The organism is Streptomyces sp. NPDC026092 (genome assembly GCF_040638605.1).
Taxonomy (GTDB): Bacteria; Actinomycetota; Actinomycetes; order Streptomycetales; family Streptomycetaceae; genus Streptomyces.
In genome coordinates, this window is record NZ_JBEZYN010000035.1 from 1 (window position 1) to 23,623 (window position 23,623).

The 23,623-nt window shown below is 71.5% G+C and carries 24 protein-coding genes; 12 read left to right on the plus strand and 12 right to left on the minus strand.

The annotated features are described in order from the left end of the window. Positions 1-216 precede the first annotated feature (216 nt). The 5 genes from AB0F56_RS34655 (at position 217) to AB0F56_RS34675 (ending at position 5,819) form a co-directional block, all read left to right on the plus strand. Positions 217-669 (plus strand): nucleoside deaminase, encoded by a 453-nt coding sequence (locus AB0F56_RS34655; RefSeq protein ID WP_362017096.1) that lies wholly within the window; start codon positions 217-219, stop codon positions 667-669. Continuing rightward, entirely contained in the window at positions 662-1,570 is a 909-nt protein-coding gene (locus AB0F56_RS34660) for a 2-oxoglutarate and iron-dependent oxygenase domain-containing protein (protein ID WP_362017098.1), read from the plus strand. Before AB0F56_RS34655 ends, AB0F56_RS34660 begins: the two co-directional genes overlap by 8 nt. 123 nt (positions 1,571-1,693) lie before the next feature. After that, positions 1,694-3,754, plus strand: coding sequence for a hypothetical protein (locus AB0F56_RS34665; protein WP_362017100.1), 2,061 nt, complete (start codon positions 1,694-1,696; stop codon positions 3,752-3,754). A gap of 4 nt (positions 3,755-3,758) precedes the next feature. Next, positions 3,759-5,297, plus strand: a complete 1,539-nt coding sequence (locus AB0F56_RS34670) for a hypothetical protein (protein ID WP_362017102.1) — start codon at positions 3,759-3,761, stop codon at positions 5,295-5,297. An 84-nt stretch (positions 5,298-5,381) separates the two neighbouring features. Then, positions 5,382-5,819, plus strand: coding sequence for a DUF5959 family protein (locus AB0F56_RS34675; protein WP_362017104.1), 438 nt, complete (start codon positions 5,382-5,384; stop codon positions 5,817-5,819). 20 nt (positions 5,820-5,839) lie between these two features. Here the strand turns inward: AB0F56_RS34675 and AB0F56_RS34680 are convergent, their stop codons facing one another. From AB0F56_RS34680 to hemL, 8 genes are all read right to left on the minus strand, one after another. Continuing rightward, a complete protein-coding gene (locus AB0F56_RS34680) occupies positions 5,840-6,370 on the minus strand; it encodes an SRPBCC domain-containing protein (protein WP_362017106.1) in 531 nt (176 codons plus the stop codon). A gap of 47 nt (positions 6,371-6,417) precedes the next feature. Further along, positions 6,418-7,509 (minus strand): c-type cytochrome biogenesis protein CcsB, encoded by a 1,092-nt coding sequence (gene ccsB, locus AB0F56_RS34685; RefSeq protein WP_362017180.1) that lies wholly within the window; start codon positions 7,507-7,509, stop codon positions 6,418-6,420. An 11-nt stretch (positions 7,510-7,520) separates the two neighbouring features. Beyond that, on the minus strand, positions 7,521-9,278 hold the full coding sequence (locus AB0F56_RS34690; RefSeq protein ID WP_362017108.1) for a cytochrome c biogenesis protein ResB: 1,758 nt from the start codon (positions 9,276-9,278) through the stop codon (positions 7,521-7,523). A 3-nt stretch (positions 9,279-9,281) separates the two neighbouring features. Continuing rightward, a complete protein-coding gene (locus AB0F56_RS34695) occupies positions 9,282-10,019 on the minus strand; it encodes a cytochrome c biogenesis protein CcdA (RefSeq protein WP_362017110.1) in 738 nt (245 codons plus the stop codon). 4 nt (positions 10,020-10,023) lie between these two features. After that, positions 10,024-10,629 carry a TlpA disulfide reductase family protein gene (locus tag AB0F56_RS34700; protein WP_362017112.1) on the minus strand — a complete coding sequence of 202 codons (606 nt, stop codon included), beginning with the start codon at positions 10,627-10,629 and terminating at the stop codon, positions 10,024-10,026. 95 nt (positions 10,630-10,724) lie between these two features. Then, positions 10,725-11,975, minus strand: coding sequence for a hypothetical protein (locus AB0F56_RS34705; RefSeq protein WP_362017114.1), 1,251 nt, complete (start codon positions 11,973-11,975; stop codon positions 10,725-10,727). 285 nt (positions 11,976-12,260) lie between these two features. Next, positions 12,261-12,998 carry a histidine phosphatase family protein gene (locus tag AB0F56_RS34710; RefSeq protein ID WP_362017116.1) on the minus strand — a complete coding sequence of 246 codons (738 nt, stop codon included), beginning with the start codon at positions 12,996-12,998 and terminating at the stop codon, positions 12,261-12,263. Beyond that, positions 12,995-14,302 carry a glutamate-1-semialdehyde 2,1-aminomutase gene (gene hemL / locus AB0F56_RS34715; protein WP_362017118.1) on the minus strand — a complete coding sequence of 436 codons (1,308 nt, stop codon included), beginning with the start codon at positions 14,300-14,302 and terminating at the stop codon, positions 12,995-12,997. The genes AB0F56_RS34710 and hemL overlap by 4 nt, the downstream gene beginning before the upstream one ends. Before the next feature lie 268 nt (positions 14,303-14,570). Between hemL and AB0F56_RS34720 the strand changes: the two genes are divergently transcribed. Continuing rightward, on the plus strand, positions 14,571-15,173 hold the full coding sequence (locus tag AB0F56_RS34720; RefSeq protein WP_362017120.1) for a hypothetical protein: 603 nt from the start codon (positions 14,571-14,573) through the stop codon (positions 15,171-15,173). A 6-nt stretch (positions 15,174-15,179) separates the two neighbouring features. Here AB0F56_RS34720 and AB0F56_RS34725 read toward each other — a convergent pair whose 3' ends face one another. Then, positions 15,180-17,165, minus strand: a complete 1,986-nt coding sequence (locus AB0F56_RS34725) for an APC family permease (protein ID WP_362017121.1) — start codon at positions 17,163-17,165, stop codon at positions 15,180-15,182. A gap of 79 nt (positions 17,166-17,244) precedes the next feature. On the opposite strand from AB0F56_RS34725, the gene AB0F56_RS34730 reads away from it, so the two are divergent. Next, positions 17,245-17,631, plus strand: coding sequence for a MerR family transcriptional regulator (locus AB0F56_RS34730; RefSeq protein ID WP_362017182.1), 387 nt, complete (start codon positions 17,245-17,247; stop codon positions 17,629-17,631). Positions 17,632-17,795: 164 nt separating this feature from the next. Here AB0F56_RS34730 and AB0F56_RS34735 read toward each other — a convergent pair whose 3' ends face one another. Further along, positions 17,796-18,668: an ABC transporter substrate-binding protein gene (locus AB0F56_RS34735; RefSeq protein ID WP_362017123.1), complete on the minus strand. Its 873-nt coding sequence runs from the start codon at positions 18,666-18,668 to the stop codon at positions 17,796-17,798. Positions 18,669-18,975: 307 nt separating this feature from the next. On the opposite strand from AB0F56_RS34735, the gene AB0F56_RS34740 reads away from it, so the two are divergent. The 3 genes from AB0F56_RS34740 to AB0F56_RS34750 are packed head-to-tail and all read left to right on the plus strand — an operon-like array spanning position 18,976 to position 20,662. After that, positions 18,976-19,221: a hypothetical protein gene (locus AB0F56_RS34740; RefSeq protein ID WP_362017125.1), complete on the plus strand. Its 246-nt coding sequence runs from the start codon at positions 18,976-18,978 to the stop codon at positions 19,219-19,221. Next, positions 19,218-20,081 carry a helix-turn-helix domain-containing protein gene (locus AB0F56_RS34745; RefSeq protein ID WP_362017126.1) on the plus strand — a complete coding sequence of 288 codons (864 nt, stop codon included), beginning with the start codon at positions 19,218-19,220 and terminating at the stop codon, positions 20,079-20,081. Before AB0F56_RS34740 ends, AB0F56_RS34745 begins: the two co-directional genes overlap by 4 nt. Positions 20,082-20,095: 14 nt before the next feature. After that, positions 20,096-20,662 (plus strand): GNAT family protein, encoded by a 567-nt coding sequence (locus AB0F56_RS34750; protein WP_362017128.1) that lies wholly within the window; start codon positions 20,096-20,098, stop codon positions 20,660-20,662. Between the two features lie 7 nt (positions 20,663-20,669). On the opposite strand, the gene AB0F56_RS34755 is transcribed toward AB0F56_RS34750, so the two are convergent. After that, on the minus strand, positions 20,670-21,113 hold the full coding sequence (locus tag AB0F56_RS34755; protein ID WP_362017130.1) for a GNAT family N-acetyltransferase: 444 nt from the start codon (positions 21,111-21,113) through the stop codon (positions 20,670-20,672). 133 nt (positions 21,114-21,246) lie between these two features. Here AB0F56_RS34755 and AB0F56_RS34760 point away from each other — a divergent pair, with 133 nt between their 5' ends. Next, positions 21,247-22,296: an NAD(P)H-binding protein gene (locus tag AB0F56_RS34760; protein ID WP_362017132.1), complete on the plus strand. Its 1,050-nt coding sequence runs from the start codon at positions 21,247-21,249 to the stop codon at positions 22,294-22,296. After that, a complete protein-coding gene (locus AB0F56_RS34765) occupies positions 22,293-23,030 on the plus strand; it encodes a Mut7-C RNAse domain-containing protein (RefSeq protein WP_362017134.1) in 738 nt (245 codons plus the stop codon). The genes AB0F56_RS34760 and AB0F56_RS34765 overlap by 4 nt, the downstream gene beginning before the upstream one ends. A 36-nt stretch (positions 23,031-23,066) precedes the next feature. Here the strand turns inward: AB0F56_RS34765 and AB0F56_RS34770 are convergent, their stop codons facing one another. Then, entirely contained in the window at positions 23,067-23,552 is a 486-nt protein-coding gene (locus tag AB0F56_RS34770; RefSeq protein ID WP_362017135.1) for a MarR family transcriptional regulator, read from the minus strand. Positions 23,553-23,623 lie beyond the last annotated feature (71 nt).

Sequence of the window (23,623 nt, forward strand, 5' to 3'; positions counted from 1 at the left end):
GCGTCAAGGGCGCTCCCTGCGGTCGCGTCGGCTCCGCCGATTCCGCTCCGCTCCACCCTTGACGCACCCCCTCCGGCCGCCACACTCAGAACGAGGGCGGCCGAACCAGAAGCCCGCGAAGAGCCCGACACCCGACCCCCAAGGAAGCCCCCGCCCCGTACCCCTTCACCCCTTCCCCGCGTGAGGCGAGCTGCCCTCCGGGGAAGGCTCCTTCCCGTGGACCAGGAACAGGCACACCAGTGGCTCGCCACCGCCCTCGCCGAGGCCCGGGCCGGACGGGACGAAGGCGGGATCCCGATCGGCGCCGCCCTCTACTCCGCCGACGGGACCCTCCTCGGGCGGGGCCGGAACCGGCGCGTGCAGGACGGGGACCCCTCCCTGCACGCCGAAACCGCCGCCTTCCGGGCCGCCGGGCGGCAGCGGTCGTATCGGGGGGCCACGATGGTGACGACGCTCTCGCCGTGCTGGTACTGCTCCGGGCTCGTTCGGCAGTTCGGGATCTCGCGGGTGGTCGTCGGGGAGGCCGAGACCTTCCGGGGCGGGGACGAGTGGCTGGCCGAGCACGGGGTGGAGATCGTCCACCTCCACGATCCCGAATGCGTCGCGCTCATGCGGGAGTTCGTCGCTCACCACCCCGCTCTCTGGAACGAGGACATCGGAAATGAGTGAAGCCGGCCTCCCCACCATCGACCTCGCCCGCGACCCCGCCCCCCAGCTCCCCGCCGTCGACCGTGCCCTGCGCGACGCCGGGTTTCTGCTGGTCAGCGGGCATGGGGTCGAGCCGGGACTGCGGGCCGAGATCCGGGACGTCGCCCGGCGGTTCTTCCACCTCCCCGCCGTCGTAAAGGAGCCGTACGCCGTCCGCGTCGGTGGGCGCGGGTGGCTCGGGCCCGGGGCTGAGGCGAACGGGTACGCGGAGGGGACCGTCACCCCGCCCGACCTGAAGGAGTCGCTCTCCTTCGCCGCCGACCGGCCCACCGGCGACCCCGTCATCGACGCCGAGTGGTTCCTGCCCAACACCTGGCCCGCCGAGGTCCCCGAGCTGAAGCCGCTCGTCCAGACCTACCTCACGCAGATGCAGACGCTCTCCGACCACGTCCTCGATCTCCTCGGCGAAGCCCTCGGCGAGGAGCGGGACTTCTTCACCCGGCACACCGGGCACCCCACCTTCGGCTTCAACATCAACTGGTACCCGGGGCGCGAGCGGACCGGTGAGCCCGAGCCCGGGCAGTTCCGGATCGGTCCGCACACCGACTTCGGCACGGTCACGATCCTCGACCGGCAGGCCGGCAAGGGCGGGCTCCAGGTGTACACGGACACGCACGGCTGGCAGGACGCGCCGTACGATCCCGACGCCTTCACCGTCAACATCGGGGACCTGATGGCGGGTTGGACCGGGACGCGCTGGCGCTCCGGCCGGCATCGCGTGCTGCCGCCGCCCGCCGACGTACCCACCGAGGAGCTGATCTCGCTCGTCTACTTCTACGAGTGCAACCCCGGCACCACCATCCACGGCATCGAGTCCCACTCCTACCTCCGGGGCCAACTCGACGCGATTGCCACGGACTGACCCCTTCCACGCAACAGACCCACAACAGACCCACAACAGAGTCGAAAGGGCAGCCGCGATTCCAACACCCCCTCGATATCCTGGAGTTGAGGTTGACCGGTGGCGTGACGGGGGTGGCGGCACGTGGACAGGGAGCTGTACGGGCGGGAGGCGGTCTTCCAGGACGCCGGGCTCGCCTCGCGACTGATCGGGCTCACGCCGTACCGGTACGCCCGTACCCCGTACGAGCACGCCGACGACCCGCCCGTCACCGTCTTCACCGGCGGCCGGGGCATGGGCAAGACCGCCCTGCTGAAGCAGGTCCGCAACGCCTACAAGGCCGCCACCCCGCTCGCCCTGCTCGACTGCGCGCACATCGAGCCGCCCGCCGACCACGGCCCCGGCTGGAACCCGCTCACCGGCGCCCTCGCCGAGCTCGCCGTCCAGTTGTCGCCGCGCGTGCTCGCCGCGAAGCCCGTGCAGTTCCCGCGGCTCTCGCTCGGTCTCGTCGCCGTCGCCTCGATCAGCTGGTCCCAGGAGGACGACGAGCGGGCCCGGCGCGACCTGCAGCGGCTCGGGCCGGTCCTGTCGACCGTCGACGCGGCCAAGGGCGCCGCCGCGAACTGGGTCACGAAGGTCCTCGCCAAGCTGGCCGCCAACTTCGCCGAGGCGACGGCCCCGATGGCCGGGCTGCTCGCCGAGGCCACCGTCGAGACGGTCCTGGAGGAGGTGTTCGGCCGCTTCCAGCAGAAGGCCGAGAGCTGGTACGGGACGTACCGGAACGCGGGCGGACGCGGTACGTCCGGGCTCCAGCAGCTCGCGATGGACTTCTCGCAGGGCGGCGGCCGCCGCCGCGAGGCCGAGGACTTCCTCGTCGGCGCCCTCGTCGAGGACCTGGCCCGCGCCTTCACCGGCCTCGCCAACCGCGGCGCCCGCCGGGGCAGACCCGTGCTCCTCCTCGACAACGCCCACGAGCCGCTCGGCCGGCGCCTGATCGAGCCGATCCTGCGGGCCCGCGCCGACGGCCGCCGCGACCGGGTCGTCGTCATCGCCGCCTCCCGCGTCCGCGACCACGACGGCATCCGGCACGCGACCCGGCTGCGGCTGCCCGAGACCGCGCACCGCGCGCCCTGCCCGCGCGGCCCGGACGTCACCTCCGGCATCCTCGCCGTCGAACTGCCCGCGCTGTCGCCCGCCCAGACCCGCAGCGCCTTCGACCGCTTCGACCCGGCCGGCCGCACCCCCGCCGAACTGGCCCGCGCCGTCCACCGGCTGACCGGCGGCCGGCCCCTCGGCGTGGTCCTCCTCGGCCGCGCGGCCGGCGAGGCGCCGGCCGACCAGAAGCCCTCGCTGACCCCCGGCGCGCTCCTGGACCTGACCGTGGAACTGCGCGAGGACAGCGCGCCCGTGCCCGTCGCGCCCACCCTCCTCGAAGAGCTCCTGCCCGGCCTGCGCCACGGCCCCTTCGCCGTCCTCGCCGCCGCCCACGACGAGGACTCGGCCCGGCTGCTCGCCCGGACCCGGCTGCGCGGCGAGTCCCTCGACGGCGACATGGCGCTGCGCGTACGGGACCTGCTGCGCGCCGAGGACTGGCCCGAGGGCCCCGAGCGCTTCGTCGCCGACCCGCTGCTGCGCGCCCTGCTCCTGCACCGGCTCCGCTTCGAGGACGGCGAGGAGTACGCGACCTGGCGCGCCGTCCACGAGACCCTGCACCGGCACTACGCCCCCGGGCCCGTCCCGTACCGGCTGCACCAGGAGCTGGCGCTCGGCCGCACCGAGGACGCGGTGACCCATCTGCGCGTCACGTTCCCCGAGGCGGACGTCCTCGGCTGGCTCGACCGGCTCCGGTTCATCGCCTCGGCGCCGTACCCGCGCGACCGGCACAGACCCGGGCGGCCCGATCCGCGCCGGGCGACCGCGCTCGGCCAGGTCACCGGCGACCCGTTGCCGGCCGCGTACGACGACGACACCGTCGAACTCCACCTCTCGCTGCGGCGGTTGCTGCACGCCGTCTGGCTGCTCACCGATCCGCTCGCGCTGCCCGACGAGGCGGTCACCGACAAGCTGGCGCACGAGCTGCGCCAGCTCTCCGGCCGCCACCGCACGGGGAACAGTCCGCTCTGGGACGCGGCCACCCACTGGCCGAGGGACATCCGCGCCTGGCGGGGCCTCTCGCTCCCGCCCGGCACGGAGAACGGAGACTGAGGCCATGGTCAGCCGGCTGCGCGCCCGCTTCTGGTACACCGCCCGTCAGAAGATCCTCACCAGCGTGGTCGCCGTGGCCGTCGTCGGCTCCGTCGCCGGGTACGCCGTCGACCGCGCCCTGACCCCGGAGGACCGTTCCTGCGCCGCGGGCGTGGAGCGGCCGGAGGGCAGCTCGGAGTGCGTCGGTGTCAACGGCGACGGGTACGACTTCGGCGTCCCGACGCTCACCGAGATCGCCGGTCTCATCCGCACCGAGAACCGCACGCTCAAGTCCGGCGAGTACGCGACGGTCGCCCTGCTGCTGCCGCTGACCTCCACCGACTCCGGCATGCGGGAGAAGATGCTGTACGAGGTCGCGGGCGCGTACGCCCGCCAGTACCGGGCCAACCACGAGTCGAACAGCGAGACCCCGAAGATCCGGCTCGTCCTCGCCAACACCGGCAAGGGCAACGCCCATTGGAGTGCGACGGTCGAGCGGCTGAAGGGGATGACCGGCGGGGAGGACCGGCTGCGCGCGGTCTCCGGGGTCGCGACCTCCTCCACCGAGATACGGCAGGCGGTGGCGGCGCTGACCGGCGCGGGCATCGCCGTCGTCGGCACCACCATCACCGCCGACGACATCGCCAACGGCGCGGGCGCCGGGAAGAACCGTTACCCCGGTCTCGCCCGGGTCTCCCCCACCAACGGCGACGAGGCCAAGGCGCTCGCCCACTTCGGCAAGGTCGAGGGGGCGAAGGCGCTGCTCGTCCAGGACACCCGGACCGGCGACCACTACACGGACACCCTGAAGGCGGCGTTCTCCGCCTCTCTCAAGGGCGCGCCGTACGAGCCGCAGCTCTTCACCTCGCCGCCGGACCCGACGGAGGAGGGCACGACCGCGAACACCTTCCGCCAGATCACGCACCTCATCTGCGACACGAGGGCGGAGACGGTCTTCTTCGCGGGCCGCCACACCCAGCTGCGCCAGTTCATCAACGCGCTCGGCGCGCGGGGCTGCGCCGAGCGGCCGTTCACGATCCTGACCGGCGACGAGGGCTCGTACCTGGGCGCGGACGCGAAGCTCAACCGGTCCGCCCTGAAGGCGAAGCTGACCGTCCGCTACGCCTCCCTCGCCCACCCCGACGCCTGGAAGCCGGCCCCCGGCCGCGCGGTTCCGGCGACGGGCGGTTCGACGGCCGCGTACGAGACGTTCCTCGCGGACATCGCCCGCGCGTCGAAGAAGCCGATCCCGCTGGCGGACGGCCAGGCGATCGTGGCGTACGACGCGATGGCGACGGCGGTCCACGCGATCCGCCAGGCGACCCCGCAGGGCGCGCAGTACCCGGAACCGGCGGACGTGGGCACGCAGTGGCCGCAGGTGAAGGGCTCGCTCCGGGTCGAGGGCGCGAGCGGCTGGATCTGCCTCGACAACTACGGCAACCCGTTCAACAAGGCGGTCCCGATCGTGGAGCTGTCGGAGGACGGCACGCAGAAGTTCGTCCAGATCGCCTGGCCGGAACGCACCCCACCAAAGGAGAACTGCCTCCCACCGAGGCGGGGCTAGGAGGGCGGGCGCAGGGGCGCCCGGGGGCGCTGAGGTCACTGCTGTAGGGTCGCGGATCCGCGCTCGTCCCAAGGGGGAACCGGAATGGAAGCAGCTCCGATCGACCTCGTCCGCCTCACCGACGGCTTCGACGGCTTCGGAGGTGTGAGTCTCCGGGTGACGGGCCGTGAGTTCAGCGGGTATCCGGAGGTGCCGGTGCTGGTCGGCGAGTTCGTCATCCACACGAGGTTCCTGAAGGGGAGCGTGAAGACCTGGCTGTTCCCCGAAGACCTCACCACGTGGGAGGAGTGCCTGGACGCGCTCGCCCGGGGCGAGAACGTCTCCTGGCGGAAGGACAGGCGAGCGACCGAACTGCATCTGGACGTCGACGCCCCCGAACTGGCCGAGGGGATGATCCGGGTCTCCGTCGCCGACCGCACGGGGTCACGGGCGACCGCCCAGCTCGTCCTGGAGCCGGCCGAGGACTGGCTCCAGGACCACCGCGCCCGGCTGGCGGAGGTCCGCAAGACCTGGGCGGACTGACCCCGGCGCGCCCGGAGTCCCTACGGCTCCCACTTCGGCCAGGGTGCCTCGTCCCGCTCGTACAGATCCCGTAGGTGCTGCCACCGCTCGGCCGTCCAGGTCCGCCAGTCCGTGGGGTCGCCGTCCAGCGCGCGGACGAGCCGCTCGAAGTGGTCGTGCCAGCCCGCCATGACGTCCAGCTTCTCGTCGCGCGTCGCCCGGAACTCGTTGGTGAAACGCAGCACGGTCGAGCCGCCGCCCCCGCCGGACGGTTCCAGGTGGAACCGGATCCGGCCGTGCGTCGGCTCGACCGTGTACTCCGCCACGTACTCCGGGTCCCAGGCCGTCACCGTCCCCGAGACCACCGTGTCGCCGTTCAGCCAGCGCAGCGTCACCGAGCCGCCGAGCCTCGGCTCCAGCGGATCCGCCGCGCAGAGCCACTGCGGCAGGCCCTCCGGCGTCGCGACCGCCGCCCACACCCGTACGGGCGGGTGGGGCAGATCGATCACGTACCGCAGGTGACGCAGGTTGCCGTCGTGGGTCTCGCAGCTGCCCCGGGGTATCTCGCTCATACCTCAAGCGTCCCGCCGGGGCAGGCGGCCTGCCAGCGCAGACCGGCTCAGACGCCCGCGTACGAGTGCTTGCTGTTCACGAAGATGTTCACGCCGTAGTAGTTGAAGAGGAAGCAACCGAAGGCGATGAGCGCGATGTACGCGGCCTTGCGGCCCTTCCAGCCGGCCGTGGCGCGCGCGTGCAGGTACGCCGCGTAACCGACCCAGGTGATGAAGGACCAGACCTCCTTGGCGTCCCAGCCCCAGTAGCGGCCCCACGCGTCGCCGGCCCAGATCGCGCCCGCGATGATCGTGAACGTCCACAGCGGGAAGATCGCCGCGTTGACCCGGTACGAGAACTTGTCCAGGGAGGCCGCGGACGGCAGCCGCTCCAGGACGGAGCGGGCGAAGGAGCCCGGGTTGCCGCCGGTGGCGAGCTTGTTCTCGTACGAGTCGCGGAAGAGGTACAGCAGCGTGGCGACCGCGCCCAGGTAGAAGACGGCGCCACAGAAGATCGCGGTGGAGACGTGGATCCACAGCCAGTACGAGTCGAGCGCCGGGACCAGCTGGTCGCTGTCGGTGTACAGCCAGGTGGTGGCCAGGCCGAGGTCGAGCAGGACGGTCGTCACCAGCGGCAGACCGATCCAGCGGACGTTCTTCTTCGCGACGAGGAAGCCGAGGTACGCGCCGACCGCCACCGTGGAGAACGTGGTGGAGAACTCGTACATGTTGCCCCAGGGGGCACGCTGCACCGCGAGGGCCCGGGAGACCACACCCGCCGCCTCGATCAGGAACGCGAGCGCGGTGAGCGAGACGGCGATACGGCCGTACAGGTCGCCCTTGACCGTGCCGCCGGCCGCGCCGGGGCCGTCGGGCACGTCGCGGACGCCCGCGCCGGACCGGGTGACGACCGTCGGCTTGTCGAGGACGGCGGTGGCACCGCCGGCCTGCTTCACCTGGACGGCGGGGGCGGAGGCGGAAGCCGTCGCCTTCGCCCGGTCCGTCAGCGCGGCGGCCGTACGGCCGACCTTGCTGCGGCTGCCGAGCACCCACTCGGCGATGTGCGCGAGGAAGGCCAGGGTGTAGACGGCCATCGAGGAGTAGATGAGCGTGTTGCTCATCTGCGCCAGGCTCTCGTTGGTCTCGGCGGCGAGACTCACGACGGCGAGATTCACTTCTCAGCCCCTTCGGCTTCGGCAGGATCGGCTGCTACGGGATCAGCCGCGGGTTCCGCGGGTTCGGCGGGTGCGGCGTCCGCGGGATCGGCCGCGGGCTCCGCGGTTTCCGGCGCGGTCGGCGCCTGTGCGTGGAGCGCGGCCGCCAGTTCGGCCAGCTCCTCCGGGAGCTTGGCGGACTCGCTCCGGCCAAGACCCGCCATCTCGACGACGGTCACGCCGTCCTTCCCCCGTACGGCCCGCACCCAGACCCGGCGGCGCTGGATGAAGAGCGAGCCGGTCAGGCCCGCGATCGCCGCGACCGCTCCCGCGAGGGCGAGGCCGTTGCCCGGCTGCTGGGAGATCTGGAAGCTCGCCCACTCCTTGATGTCCTTCTCGAAGGTGATCGAGCCGGCACCGTCGGGCAGGGTCATCGTCTCGCCGGGCAGCATGCGCTGCGCGACGCCGGTCCCCGACTCGACCTTGAACTGCTTCATCTTGGACGTGTCGAGCTGGTACACGTTCTGCGGCAGCCCCGAGTTGACGCGCAGGTCGCCGTGGTAGCCGGTGAGGGCCATGACGGGGAACTCGAGCGCCGGGAACTGGGAGAACATGTCGCCCTTGCCGGCGCCCGCGAACGTCGGCACGAAGAAGGCCTGGAAGCCCAGCTGCTCCTTCTTGCCGTTCTTGTCGCGGTAGCCGTCCATCACCTTGATCGCGCCGGTCGAGGTGATGTTGTTGTCGAACGGCAGCAGCGGGACGGCGCCGTGGAAGACGACCTTGCCGCGGCCGTCCTTGACAGTGACGACGGGCGCGTACCCGTGGGCGATCAGATAGACCTTGGAGCCGCCGACCTTCAGCGGCTCGTTGACCCGGATGATCGCCTTCTTGTCCTTGCCGCCCGCCTCGGAGTACGTGACGGCGGCCTCGAAGGTGCGCGGGGTGCCGCGCTGCGGGCCGTTCTTCTCGTACGTACCGGTGAAGGTGTCCAGCTGGAAGCTGAACGGGGCGAGGTCGTCGGTGCTGTAGAGCGAGCCGGACTTGAAGTCGTCGTACTGGGTGAGGGTGTTGGCGAAGCCGTCGCCCTCGATGATCAGCTTGCCGCCCTCGGACTTGAAGAGCTGGCCCCAGGCGAAGGCGACCAGCATCACGATCAGGGCGATGTGGAAGAGCAGGTTCCCCGTCTCGCGGAGGTAGCCCTTCTCGGCGGCGACGGCGTCCTTGACGGTGTGCGCGCGGAACCGGCGGCCCTTGAGGAGCGTGAGCGCGGCCTCGCGGACCTGCTCGGGCTCGGCCTCGGTCCGCCACGTCGTGTACGCGGGGAGCCGGGTGAGGCGGCCGGGGGCGCCGGGCGGGCGGCCGCGGAGCTGGCCGACGAACTGCCAGCTGCGCGGGACGATGCAGCCGATGAGGGAGACGAACAGCAGTATGTAGATCGCGGAGAACCACACCGAGCTGTAGACGTCGAAGAGCTGGAGCTTCTCGTAGATCGGCGTCAGCGTCGGGTGGGCGTCCTTGAAGGTCTGCGCCTTCAGCTCGTCCACGTTGGTCTGCGGGATGAGGGAGCCGGGGATCGCGCCGAGGGAGAGCAGGAAGAGCAGGATCAGCGCCACCCGCATGGAGGTGAGCTGCCGCCAGAACCAGCGGATCCAGCCGATGACCCCGAGGGTGGGGCCGGCGACGGCGGTCTCCTCCTGCGGGGCGGTGGAGAGCTGGGAGCCCGCCACGGTCAGGTCGTCGCGTGCTTCGGTCTCGTTCGGGCTGGTGTGGGTCATGGATCAGATCCCCGGGGTGAAGCCGGCAGTCCAGACCTGCATCTCGGACACGATGCGATCCCAGGCTCCGGTGACGAGCAGCAGGCCGGTCGCGATCAGCATGATGCCGCCGACGCGCATGACCCAGACATAATGCCGCTTCACCCAGCCGAAGGCGCCAAGGGCCCGGCGGAAGGCGATCGCGGTGAGGATGAACGGCAGGCCGAGGCCCAGGCAGTAGGCCACGGTGAGGACGGCCCCGCGTCCGGCGCTGGCCTCGTTGGAGGCGAGGGCGAGGACGGCGGCGAGGGTCGGGCCGATGCAGGGCACCCAGCCGACGCCGAACAGCACGCCCAGCATGGGCGCGCCGAGGAGTCCGGTCACGGGCCGCTTGTGGAAGCGGAACTCGCGCCTCGTGATCGAGGGCATCGCGCCCATGAAGAAGAGGCCGAGCAGGATGGTCAGGGCGCCGAGGACCTTGGAGATGATCTCGCGGTGTTCCTGCAGGGTGTTGCCGAAGCCGCCGAAGAGGGCGCCGCCGGAGACGAAGACGGCGGTGAAGCCCAGGACGAAGAGCGCGGCCCCGCCCGCCATCCGGCCGCGCTTGGCCTCGGCCAGGTCGGTGCCGGTGACGCCGGTCACGTAACTGAGGTAGCCGGGGACGAGCGGCAGGACGCACGGGGAGAAGAAGGAGACCAGGCCGCCGAGGACGGCGATGGGCAGGGCGAGCAGGAGAGCCCCGCTGAAGACCGTCTCGTTCACCGGATCACTTCTCCGCGAGAAGCGGCTCGATCATCGAGCGGAGCTTCTTCTCGTCGAGGGCCATGAGGGCGCGGGCGGCGATCTTGCCGTCCTTGTCGAGGACGACGGTGGACGGAATGGCCTGGAGGTTGAGCGTGCCCTTGGGGAATCCGTTGAGGATCACCTTGCCGGCCGGGTCGTACAGGCTCGGGTAGGGGACTCCGTAGTCCTCTTCGAAGGTGATCGCCTGCTGCTTGTTGAAGTCGCGGGTGTTGAGGCCGACGAACTCCACGCCCTTGGCCTTGAGCTCCTTCGAGACCTTGGCGAAGTGCGGGGCCTCGGCGCGGCAGGGGCCGCACCACGATCCCCAGGCGTTGAGGACGACGACCTTGCCCTTGAGGTCGGCGACGTCGAGCTTCTCGCCTTCGAGGGTCTCGCCCGCGATCTTGTTGGGTGCTGTGCGCTCGCCCTTGGCGACGGTGGAGATACCGCCCGTGTTGGTCACGAAGTTGGTTCCGCCGCCGCCTCCCGACTTGCCGTTGGAGTCCGAGCTGCAGGCCGACAGAGCGAGGGCGGCCGACAGGGCTCCGACGGCGAGCAGGGTGCGTCGAGGGGCGCGGCTAAGGCTCATGTGAAAAGTTTCGCATGGGCGTTTGGGGGATCTTGGGCGCCCCCCTGGGTGCCCGTAAAGCCCCTTGTCAAGGGGGCTTAAGGGACGTACACGGGCTAAGCGGCCTTGAGGAACGTGCTCCAGCCACCGGTGGGCGACTGGCCGACTTCGAGCGTACGGAGCTTGGCGAGGATCTTCGGGTCCTGCACGTCCAGCCAGTCCACGAACTGCCGGAAGGAGACGAGCCGTACGTCCTTCTTGCCGGCCATGCCCTTGAGCGACTCCTCGACGGCGTCCATGTAGATGCCGCCGTTCCACTGCTCGAAGTGGTTGCCGATGAAGAAGGGCGCGCGGTTGGACTCGTAGGCGCGGTTGAACCCGGCGAGGTACGCCTCGGTGGCCTGCTTGCGCCAGCCCGGGTAGCGCGAGGGCATGCCCTTGGTGGTGTTCTTCGACTGGTTGGCGAGCATGTTGTAGTCCATGGACAGGACCTCGAAGGAGTGGCCGGGGAAGGGCACGGCCTGCAGCGGGAGGTCCCAGATGCCCTGGCGCTTGTCCGGCCACATCTGGCGGCCGCCGGGCGAGCTGGCGTCGTAGCGCCAGCCGAGGCGCTTGGCCGTGGGCAGCAGCTTGTCCTGGCCGAGGAGGCAGGGGGTGCGGCCGCCGACGAGTTCCTTGCCGTAGTCGAAGGGCAGCGGGTCGAGGTCGGTCCAGCCGCTGTTGGTCTTCCACTCGGTGACGAACTTCGTCGCCTGGTCGATCTCGCTCTGCCACTGGGCCGGGGTCCAGTTGCCGACCGAGCCGGAGCCGCCGCAGAAGTGGCCGTTGAAGTGCGTGCCGATCTCGTGGCCGTCGAGCCAGGCCTGGCGGACGTTCTTGAGGGTGTCCTTGATGTGGTCGTCGGTGAGGTAGCCGATGTCGGAGGCGCCGACGCGGTTGTTCGGCGGGCGGTAGAGGCTCTTCTTGGACTCCGGGAGGAGGTAGATCCCGGAGAGGAAGAAGGTCATCGCGGCGTCGTGGTTCTTGGCGAGTTCCAGGAAGCGCGGGAAGAGACCGTTGCCGACCTCGCCCGCACCGTCCCAGGAGAAGATCACGAACTGGGGCGGGGTCTGGCCGGGTTCGAGCGGGACGGGGGCGTCGGGCTGGTTCGGCTGCTTTCCGGTGTCCGCGGTGGAACCGTCACCGATGAGTTTCGCCTCTGGACCGGTGGGCTTGGCGGGGCTCGGCGACCCCGAGGCGTCGCCACCCTTACCAGGTCCGGAAGTTCCCGATTTGTCCGATCCGTTGGTGCTGCAACCGGCGATCCCGATCGCTGCGGCCGCGCCAACGCCTGCCCCGATGAGGCCCCTTCGAGTGATCCCGCGCATGACGTCCCCATTCGCGTTTACGTATGACCGAACGGTCATCCAAACCGACAATGAGTGAGATGCCGGGAGGAACACGGAGGTTCCGGGAATTAGCACAAAAATTTCAAGGCGACCAGATGACTTCACGTCATCCGATCGCCTTGACGGTGTACCCGGATTTGCGGGACTCGAACTAAGTACCTAGGGGCCGCCCCGGTAGGGGCGCGGGGAACTGCGCGACCAGCCACGACGGACCGGCACGTGCGCACCGACCCTTGTGGCTCTTACCGGTCTTCCCGCGGAGCGCTACGCGCCGAAGGCCTTCGACTTCCCCTTGGCCGGCTTCGCGCCCGCGAGCAGGTGCGCGGGGACGAGGTCGCGCGCCGGCTCGCTGTAGCCGACGGAGACGATCTTGTCGCCCCGGTACGTGAACGAGGTCAGCGAGGCCAGCGTGCACTGGCGGCGGCGCGGGTCGTGCCACAGCCGCCGCTTCTCCACGAAGCTCCGCACGATCCAGATCGGCAGCTGGTGGCTGACGAGGACCGCCTCGTGCCCGCGCGCCGCGTCCTTCGCCGCGTCCAGCGCGCCCATCATCCGGACGACCTGCTCGACGTACGGCTCGCCCCAGGACGGCTTGAACGGGTTGGTGAGGTGCTTCCAGTTGCCCGGCTTGCGCAGGGCCCCGTCGCCGACGCCGAAGGTCTTGCCCTCGAAGACGTTCCCGGCCTCGATCAGCCGCCCGTCCGTGGCCAGGTCCAGGCCGTGGCTCTTGGCGACCGGCTGCGCCGTCTCCTGCGCCCGCTCCAGCGGGGAGGCCACGACGTGACGGATGTCCCGGTCGGCCAGGTGCTCGGCGACCCGGTCGGCCATCTGGCGGCCGAGCTCGGAGAGGTGGTAGCCGGAGCGGCGGCCGTAGAGGACGCCGTCGGGGTTGTGCACCTCGCCGTGGCGCACCAGGTGGACGACGGTGATCTCGTCGTGCACGCCGTCGCCGTTGCTGCCGCTGCTGCTGTCGCCGCTCGGAAGGCTCCCGCTGACGCTCATGCGGTGGCCTCCGCTGCGGCGCGCGCGGCGGCGGGCAGCGCGGCGGCGATCCGCTCGACCGCGCGCTCGTCGTGGGCCGTCGACACGAACCAGGACTCGAAGGCGGACGGCGGCAGGTAGACGCCGTCGGCCAGCATCGAGTGGAAGAAGGCGTTGAAGCGGAACGCTTCCTGCTTCTTCGCGTCGTCGTAGTTGCGGACCTCGGTGGCCGTGAAGAAGACGGAGAACATGTTGGAGGCGGTCTGCAGCCGGTGCGCGACGCCCTCCTTGGCGAGCGCGTCGGTGACGAGCCCCTGGATCTCCGTCGAGACCGCGTCGACCTTGTCGTACGCGGCCTGGTCGAGCAGCCGCAGCTGCGCGAGGCCCGCGGCGGTGGCGATCGGGTTACCGGAGAGGGTGCCCGCCTGGTAGACCGGGCCGGCCGGGGCGAGGTGCCCCATCACGTCGGCGCGGCCGCCGAATGCCGCGGCGGGGAAGCCGCCGCCCATGACCTTGCCGAAGGTCATCAGGTCGGGCTTCACGCCGTCGACGCCGTACCAGCCGGCGCGCGAGGTCCGGAAGCCGGTCATGACCTCGTCGGAGATGTACAGGGCGCCGTTCTTCGCGCAGGCGTCCTTCAGGCCCTGGTTGAAGCCGGGCCGCGGCGGGACGACGCCCATGTTGCCGGGCGAGGCCTCGGTGATGACGCAGGCGATCTCGCCCGGGTACTTGTGGAAGGCCTCGTGCACGGCCTCCAGGTCGTTGTACGGCAGGACGATCGTGTCGCCGGCCTGCGCGCCGGTCACGCCGGGCGTGTCGGGCAGGCCGAAGGTGGCCACACCGGAGCCGGCGGCGGCGAGCAGCGCGTCCACGTGACCGTGGTAGCAGCCGGCGAACTTCACGACCTTCGCCCGGCCGGTGAAGCCCCGGGCGAGCCGGATCGCCGACATCGTGGCCTCCGTACCGGAGGAAACCAGCCGAACCTGCTCGACGGGCTCGATCCGGCCGACGATCTCCTCGGCGAGGGCGACCTCACCTTCGCCGGGCGTACCGAAGGAGGTGCCGCGGGAGACGGCGGCCTGCACGGCGGCGGTGACCTCGGGGTGGGAGTGGCCGAGAATCATCGGCCCCCACGAGCAGACGAGGTCGACATACTCACGGCCGTCCGCGTCGGTGAGGTACGGGCCGGTACCGGACACCATGAACCGGGGCGTACCGCCCACGGCTCGGAAGGCGCGCACCGGTGAGTTCACGCCGCCGGGCGTCACGAGGGACGCGCGGTCGAAAAGCGTCTGTGAGACTGGGGCTTCGTATGAATACGGCACTGTGGTCCTGACCTGCGAGTACGGCTGCGAGTACGGAGGGAGGGTGTGAGCACTCCTTGACGTGCCCCGTGCATTACGCCGGGGCGTAGATCCTCCGCGTCTGCGAAACTGGGGCGTCAAAGGGATGACTCACGGAATCCATGGTGTCAGAGGGCCGGACGTTCTTGCGGACAGGTGTTTCACCGCGAGAGCGTGGGGGAGGTCACTGTCACGTTGATCGGGTCGCACGACCGGGGTCGTGTTGCCGAAAAAGCAGTCGGGTGGAGATATGCATCGCGGTGGCGGACTGGGTGAGGGGACGGACGATCTGGGTCCGGAGCCTGCCCGTCGGGGGAGGCACCGGCGACGGCGTACGGAAGAGCCCGCGCAGTCCCCAGGCCCCACGGGCGGACCGGGGTCGACGGAGCACACGACGGGAAGCGGGAGTGGCCGGTTGGGGGTGACGTACAAGTACTTCGGTGCGCCCGACGGTGCCACGGCGGCCCGCGTCCCGATCTCGATGCGCCCCGAGGAGCTGGGCGGCGACGAGCTCGGCATGGGTGGCATGTTCACCAAGATCAAGCCCGAGACGATAGCCGCGATGGTCCTCACGGGCATCCAGGGCATGCCCCTGCACAAGGTGCCCCCGCTGGAACTGGTGGTCCTCCACCCCGACTACGCCGTGGTGAAGCTGCCCATGACCGTGGTCGACCCGCTGCGCGGCATCGGCGAGGAGTCGGTGGGCGCGGCGGCCTTCATCTGGTCCACGGTCCCTGACCGCGGCGGCCCTCGCGACGCGTTCAACGTCTACCAGCTGCTGCACGAGTGGCAGGACTTCTCCCACCGCCTGCACGAGGCGGGCCACCAGCCGTACTGCCTGGTCTGGCCGTAGTAGGTCTTACTTGCCTTCCCTGTCACGCGCGGCGGCCGCTTGGGCCTCCTCGGCGGCCTTGGCCCGCTCGGCGGCCAGCTCGCGGGCGGAGGCGAGCCGGTAGGGGACGTCGATGACGACGACGTTCTTCATGAACAGCAGCCGGGCCTTGAGCCGCAGGGCGCTCTGGTTGTGCAGGGGCTGCTCCCACCAGTGCCCGACGACGTACTCGGGGATGACGACCGACACCACCGAGTCCTCCGTCCGCTCGGGCGCGTCCCGGATGTGCCGCAGGACCGGCTGGACGATGGAGCGGTACGGAGAGCTGAGCACCCGCAGCGGTACGTCGATGCCGTGGGCCTCCCAGGTGGCGCGGAGGACCTCGGCCTCGGCGGGGTCCTCCGCGACGGTGACCGCCGTCAGTGAGGCGGGGCGCAGGGTCTTGGCGTAGGAGAGGGCCCGCAGGCTCGGCGCGTTGATGGAGGCCACGAGGACCATCACGTGGTTCCCGGAGAGCGGGCGGGGGCGGGCGCCGGGCGGGACGGCGACCTCGGCGGCGACGGCCTCGTAGTGCCGGCGCACGCCCTTCATGCCGGCGAAGAGGACGGGCATGGCGAGGACGACGATCCAGGCGCCGTGCGTGAACTTGGTGATGAGCACGATGACGAGGACGACGGCGGTGAGGCAGGCGCCGAAGGCGTTGATGGCGAGGCGGCGCAGGATGTGGACGCGGTTCGCCGCGCCCGCCGGGGTGGCGAGTTCTCGCCGCCAGTGCTTGACCATGCCCGCCTGGGACAGGGTGAAGGAGACGAAGACGCCGATGATGTAGAGCTGGATGAGCCGGGTGAGGTTGGCGTCGAAGGCGACGATCAGGGCGATGGCGGCCAGCGAGAGCAGCAGGACGCCGTTGGAGTAGACGAGCCGGTCGCCGCGGTGAAAGAGCTGACGGGGCGCGTAGCGGTCGCGGCCGAGGACGGAGGCGAGCATGGGGAAGCCGTTGAAGGCGGTGTTGGCCGCCATGATCAGGACGGCGGCGGTGACGGCCTGGAGCAGGTAGAAGAGGAAGTGCCAGCTTCCGAAGGTGGCGCGGCCGATCTGGGCGAGCGCGGTCGGCATGGCGGTGCCGGGGGCCAGCCCGAGTTCGGTGGGGTCCTCGGCGACGTGCACCTCGTAGATCATCGCGAGGGTGGTGATGCCGAAGAACATGGTCACGGCGAAGCCGCCCATGATCGCGAGGGTGGTGGCCGCGTTGCGGCTCTTGGGCTTCTCGAAGGCGGGTACGCCGTTGCTGATGGCCTCGACACCGGTCAGGGCCGTACAGCCGGAGGCGAAGGCGCGCATGGCGAGGAGCACGAGCGCGAGTCCGGCGTAGGTGGATTCGGCGTTCACCGGCAGGTCGGCGGATTCGGCGCGGATGGTCGCGCCGGTGGCCATCCGGACGGCGGCGACGGCGAACATCAGGTAGATGGTGGCGATGAAGGCGTACGTGGGGATGGCGAAGTAGCGCCCGGACTCACGAACACCCCGCAGATTGAGCCACGCGAGGACCGCCACGAAGGTGACGGACAGGGCGACGGCATACCCGTCGAGCGCGGGCGCGGCGGAGGTGATGGCCGCGACGCCGGAGACGATCGAGACGGCGACGGTCATGACGTAGTCGATGAGCAGGGCGCTGGCTGCGGTGAGCGCGGCGGTCTGGCCGAGGTTCTCGGCGGAGACGACATAGGCCCCGCCGCCGCCCGGGTAGGCGTAGCAGGTCTGCCGGTAGGACGCGACGACGACCAGCAGCAGGATGACGATCGCGACCGCCGCGTACCAGGCCAGATGGAGCACGGCGAGCCCGCCGAGGGCGAGGATCAGCAGGATCTCCTCGGTGGCGTACGCGACGGAGGAGAGCGGGTCGCTGCAGAAGATCGGCAGGGCGAGCCGCTTGGGCAGCAGGGTCTCGCCGAGCCGGCCGCTGTCCAATGGCCGTCCGACGAGCAGGCGTTTCGCCGCACTTCCAGCTCTCATAAGTGCTGAAGTTAGGACAAATGACTTCTGGGTGCGCGGAAGCCGCGCGGGAAGGACGGGTGCCGTGAGCAGACTGCGCATGGCCGGCGAACCCATGCAGATCGGGGAGGTCGCCGCGCGGACGGAACTGTCCCTGCGGACGATCCGCCAGTACGAGGACAGCGGCCTCGTCGTCCCCTCCGCCTCGTCCCAGGGCGGCTTCCCGCTCTACACGGACGCGGACGTGGACCGCTTGATGGTGATCCGCCGGATGAAGCCCCTGGGCTTCACCATCGAAGAGACCCGCGACCTCCTGGAAGCGGTCGCCCGCCTCACCGACCCCACCCTCACCCCCACCGACCGCACCACCCTCCTCACCCGAATCCACCACTACGAACAAGCGGCAACGCAACGAGTCGCGGAACTCCGCGCCCAACTGGCAAGGGCGGAGGAATTCGCGGGATCGCTGCGGGCGAGGTTGGGGTAGGCCGTTCTCACACCCCGCGGTTGTGGGCAATCGTCCCGCGGGGCGGGACGGGTGGGCACAACCCACGGGGGCGGTGCCCGTCCAGGGGCCGTTCGGCCCGGGCCCCGCACCCGGGGCCGTAAACCGGGCCGGGACGGGGCCGGGGCCAGGGCCAAGGCGAGGCCCTACGCCCGGAGCGCCTCCGCAAGCTCCAGGAAGAACGCCGCGTACGCCACCGCACTCGGCGGCGTCTCCGGATTCCAAGGCGCCACCCGCGCCCGCGCACCCGCATCCCCCACCGACCCCACCGCCCCCGGCGGCCGCACCGCGTTCGCGCGGCTGTCGTACAGCACGAGCCCCGGCTCCAAGGCGGCCACCCGCCCCCAGTCCCCCGTCAGCCAGTTCGCCCCGGGGCCGGGGCCCGGATCCACCAACCGGACCCCCAGCTCAGCAAGCCGCGCCAGCTCGGGCCACGCCTGCGGCCGAGCAAGGTGAACCTGATCGGGACCGGCCCCGGAAAGCGCGAGCACCCGCACGTCCACCCCCGCAGCCGCGGACCGCAAGACCGCCTCCGCGGAGGCCACGGGGTCGCCGGAGCCGTCCACCCCAAGCCCCACAACACCCCCGCCCCCACCCAACGCCACCGCCAACTCCCCGAACCGCCCGATGATCGTCGACAGCGCCCCCTCGTTCCCCACCGAAAGCGCCACCACCGGCACCCCCACCCGCTCCGCGACCCCCTCGTCCAGCGCGTACGCGCTCTTCCCGTCGTACGTGACGTCGACGATCAGATCCGGCCGCACACCCCCCAACCGCGCCTCGTCCAGCGCCCGCCCCGCCCCCAGGTACGGCACGCCGGCCGATTCCAGCCGCCCCGCCTTGACCGCATCCAGGACGTCCCCGTCGTGCCCGGAGCCGTACACCGCGACCGGCGTCACCCCGAGGTCGAGCAGGGCCGCCCCCGCCCGCACATAGGCCGCCACCCTCACCGGCGCGCGTACGGCCTCCACCGCCGTGCCCCTGTCGTCGGTGAACCCCCACGCCCTCGTCTCCGACATGCGGCTGCTCCCTCCCCGGCCTCCCCGGCCGAAACCCGCCATTCCGCCGTTCCCGCCAATGCCGCCAATGCCGCCACCTTGGGGCGCTTCACCGGCCCGCACAAGAGGGCCTCCGGCCCATCCGAAGCGGCACGGACCGGCCGGGACCACCGGCCGGGCCCAAGGTCCCGGACCCCCCTGCCGAAAGTCCCCGGAATGGTGTTGACTGAACAGGTCGGGAGGAAGCAGCAGGAATCGTCAGCGCCGTGCGCGCGCGCCGTCTGCCAGGGCGCGTCACCGCAGGGCCCCTCGCTCCCCGGAGTCAGCCATGTCGTCCTTGCCGGGCCAGTTCTCGGACCCCCGTGTGATCACCCTCGTCGGGCTGCTCGCCGTGTCCACCGCCGTGTGGGTGGCGGTGAGCCTGCGCTCCCATGCCCGCCGCGCGCGGGCGGCCGCACCCCTGGAGCGGGTCTGGCACCCCCAGGAGACCGTGTCCCTGACCCCGGCCGAGGAGGACGCCTTCGGCCAGGTCGTCTCCCGCCTCACGGTGGGCTCGGCGGGCCGCCTGCGGTGAGCCCCGCGCCGCGCACCCCCGCCGCCGAAGGGCCCGGTCCGCGCCGCGACACCCGAGGCATCGTCGACGCCGCCGAACTCCTCGCCCGCGTCCGGTTCCGCCGCCACGACCCGGCACCGGAACTGCGCCCGTACCTGGAGCACTACTGGTTCATCGACTGGGAGCTCTCCGAGCCGTACGCGAGCCACGTCGTCCCGCACCCCTCGGTGAACGTGGTCTTCCAGCGCTACCGGGACGAGGACACGACCTTCGCGGAGGTCGCCGGGATCGGCCTCGAACTGTTCACGAAGAAGCTCACCGGCGTCGGCCGGGTCTGCGGCGTGCAGTTCCGGCCGGGCGGCTTCCGGCCCTTCGCCCCCGACCGGCCGGTGTCGGAGTGGACCGGCCTGCGCGTCCCGCTCGACACGGTGTTCACCGACGCCGACGCCGCCTCCGTCGCGGCCGTCCTCGACCCGGAGACCGACCACGCGCGCGTGGCGGCGCTCGACGCCTTCCTGCTCGCCCACGGCCCCGCACCCGATCCGCAGGCCACGCAGGCCATGGAGCTGGTGCAGCTGGCCCGTACCGACCGGTCGATCCGCCGCGTCTCCGAACTGGCCCGCGCGGCGGGCCTGTCCAGCCGCTCGCTCCAGCGGCTCTTCGCCCACCACGTCGGCGTGGGCCCGAAATGGGTCATCCTCCGCTACCGCATCCACGAGGCTCTGGAGCGCGCCGAGGCCACCGGGACCGAGGGCGCCCCGGACTGGGCCGGCCTCGCCGCCGAGCTGGGCTACAGCGATCAGGCCCATCTCGTACGGGACTTCACGGCCACGGTCGGCGTGCCACCCACCGCGTACGCCCGCCAGGTGTCGGACCCCTGACCTACAGTGCGGCCATGGACACGGACAAGGCCTCCCCCATACGCCTCGAAGCATGGTCCGAGGACGACCTGTGGCTGCTGCGCGCCATGAACGCCCCCGAGCTCATGGAGCACCTGGGCGGCCCCGAGACCGAGGAGGCCCTGCTCAAGCGGCACCGGCGCTACGTGGACCTGAGCGAGCGGCGGACGAACGCGGGGCTGATGTTCCGGATCGTGCCGCTCCCCGAAGAGGTCGCGGTCGGCAGCATCGGCTTCTGGGAGCAGACCTGGGACAGGGAGCCCGTGTACGAGACGGGCTGGACGGTGCTGCCTGGCTTCCAGGGCCGGGGCGTCGCGACGGCGGCCACGCGCGCGGTGGCCGAGCGCGCCCGCGCCACGCGCGCCCGCCGCCACCTGCACGCGTTCCCGTCGACGGACAACGGGCCGTCGAACGCGGTGTGCCGCAAGGCCGGTTTCGTGCTGCGCGGCGAGCGCGAGCTGGAGTACCCGCCGGGCCACCCGCTGCGGTGCAACGACTGGCGCCTGGACCTGGAGGCGGACCGGGGGACGGACCTGGAGGCCAACCGGGAGGCTCGCGCCTGACGGTCCTCTAGCCGTCCTCGTTCGTGAGGTCCTTGGCGAAGTGGAAGGCGACGATGTCGAGACGCTCGCGCAGGTAGAAGCGGTGGGCTCCGGTGCGGTGCGTGCCGGAGTCGAGGTTCAGCTCCCGGCAGCCCTCCTCGCGCGCGTGCCCCTCCAGGTGGGCCAGGAGCGCGTGGCCGACGCCGGTGGAGCGGGCGTCGGCTGCGGTCACCAGGTCGTCGACGTAGAGCTGGCGGATGGAGCTGGTGTTGTCGATGATCCGCCAGCCGGCGGCGCCCACGCAGGCGCCGTCGTCCGCGTAGGCGGCGGTGAAGCGCAGCCCCTGGGCGTGGCCCCGCTCCTGCACCTCGTGGAAGAGCGGGGGCGTGAGGTGGGGGCGCAGCTCGCGCAGGACGGGGAGCAGGTCGGAGTCCAGGCGCGGGTCACCGGGCTCGAGGTCGACGATCTTCATGCCGGGGACGGTATCCCAGGGTTCTCCCGGCAGGGTTGATTCAGGGTTGACGGGACGGGGACCCTCGCGGATATTTATCTGCGGGACACAGATTCTTCCTTACGCAGTCACCCTCACCGAAAGGACCCCTCCCATGACCGTCCTCGTCACCGGAAGCCGCGGCCGCGTGGCCTCGACCCTCCTCGGCCTGCTCCACAGCGCGGGCATCAAGGTCAGGGCCGCGTCCAAGAACCCCGCGGATCTCTCACCACCCGGCGGCACCGACAGCGACACCGACAGCGACATCGCCGGCGGCCCCGGCGGCGGCGCCGGTATCGAGACCGTCCGCTGCGACCTCTCCGACCCGGCGGACTTCGACGCCGCGCTCGACGGCGTGGACTCGGTCTTCCTGTACGCGGAGCCCTCGCACATCGAGACCTTCCTCGCCCGGGCCTCCGCGGCCGGGGTCCGGCACATCGCCCTGCTGTCCTCCAGCTCGGTGCTCGCACCGGACGCGGCCGAGAACCCGATCGCCGCCTCGCACCTGGCCGTCGAGCGCGCCCTGGAGGCCGCCGCCGCCCGGGGCGACGTCGAGGCGACCCACCTCCAGCCGGGCGCGTTCGCGACCAACGCGCTGCAATGGTCCTGGGCGATCAGGGCGGGGCACCCGGTGGAGCTGCCGTACCCCGCTTCGCACGGTGACCCGATCCACGAGCGGGACGTCGCCGAGGCCGCGTTCGCGGTCCTGACCGAACCCCGGCTGCGCGGCTCCTCCTACCTGCTGACCGGCCCGGAGTCACTGACGTTCACCGAGCAGCTGGCGCTACTCGCCGAGGCGACCGGCCGCCCCGCGCCCCACACGCCGATCACCCCGGAGCAGTGGAAGGCGTCCGCCTCCGCGCACATCCCGGAGACCTTCGCCGACGCCCTGCTCTCCTACTGGGCTTCGTACGACGGCCGGCCCGTGCCGCTGTCCCGGACCGTGGAGGCGCTGACCGGGCACCCGGCGCGGACCTTCGCCCAGTGGGCCGCCGAGCACGCGGAGGCCTTCCGCCGGGCAGGCCCTAGGGACGACCGCCTCCGGGGCACCTCCGAGACCTCCGCCAGTGCCGCCGCGGTGCCGCAGCCCAGGCCGCGGCGGCGAGCGCGACCGGCCGAAATACCTGGCCGCGCCGCGGGCCCCGGTGACATCCTGTCCCCGTGAACGGACCGGAGATCCAGATCAGTTTCGCCCCCGGCCTGAGGCTCTTCGTCTCGGCGGAGCGGCGCGCGGGGCGCACCCCTGTGGCCACGGACGGCTCCTCGACGCTCGGCCATGTCGTGGAGTCGCTGGGCGTGCCGCTGACCGAGGCCGGCCGGATCCTGGTCGACGGGCGCCTGGTGGAGGTGTCCCACATCCCGGCCGCCGGCGAGACGATCGAGGTCGAGGACGTCGAGCGCCCCCAGTCGGTGCCCGGCGCCCCGCTCCGGTTCCTCCTCGACGTCCACCTGGGCACGCTCGCACGGCGGTTGCGGCTCCTCGGAGTCGACGCGGCGTACGAGAGCGAGGACATCGGCGACCCCGCGCTCGCGACGCTCTCCGCGCGGGAGCGGCGCGTGATGCTCTCCCGGGACCGGGGGCTGCTGCGCCGCCGGGAGCTGTGGGCGGGCGCCTATGTGTACAGCGACCAGCCCGACGACCAACTCCGAGACGTACTGGAGCGGTTCGCGCCGCCCCTGAGGCCCTGGACCCGCTGCACGGCCTGCAACGGGCCGCTGACCACCGCCGACAAGGACTCGGTGCGCGAGCGCCTGGAGCAGGGCACGGAGAAGACGTACGACGTCTTCGCCCGGTGCACGGAGTGCGAGCGCGTGTACTGGCGGGGCGCCCACCACGCCCGCCTGGAGGCGATCGTCACCGACGCCGTGCGCGAGTTCGGCGGCGCGGCGGCCCACTGACCGGAGCCCTCGGCCCCGCGAAGGCCGGCCGCTCCGTCAGTCGAGGTCGCCCGTGCGCAACCGCTCGACCTGGGCCGCGCCGAGCTCCACCGTCCGCTTCATATGGGCGATGAGCAGGGCGACTTCGGCGTCGCTGTAGGCGTCGAACATGGTGCCCCAGGCGCCGTTGAGCCGCCGCCAGAACGCGCCCAGCTCCGCCATCCGCTCCGGCACGACGGTGACGAGCACCCGCCGCCGGTCCTCGGAGTCCCGCTCGCGCGTGAGGTACCCGGCCCGCTCCAGACGGTCGACGAGCCGGGTCGCGGAGCCGGTGGTCAGCCCGGTCAGTTCGGCGATCCGCCCTGTGGTCACGGGGCCGGACTCCAGGGAGAGCAGGTTCAGGCACTGCACGTCGGTCGGGTGGAGCCGCAGATGATCGGCGACGGCCTGGTTGAAGAGCGCGTAGGCGGCCATGTAGCGGCGGGACTCGTCGTACAGCTCGCTCATGAGGCCGTCGCGCCGGGCGGAATTCTTCTGCGGCATACAGAAAGTGTACGAAGCAGACTCCCGCGGGCGCTCTCCCCTGCGACGCCTCGGCGCCGCAGGCACCTCAG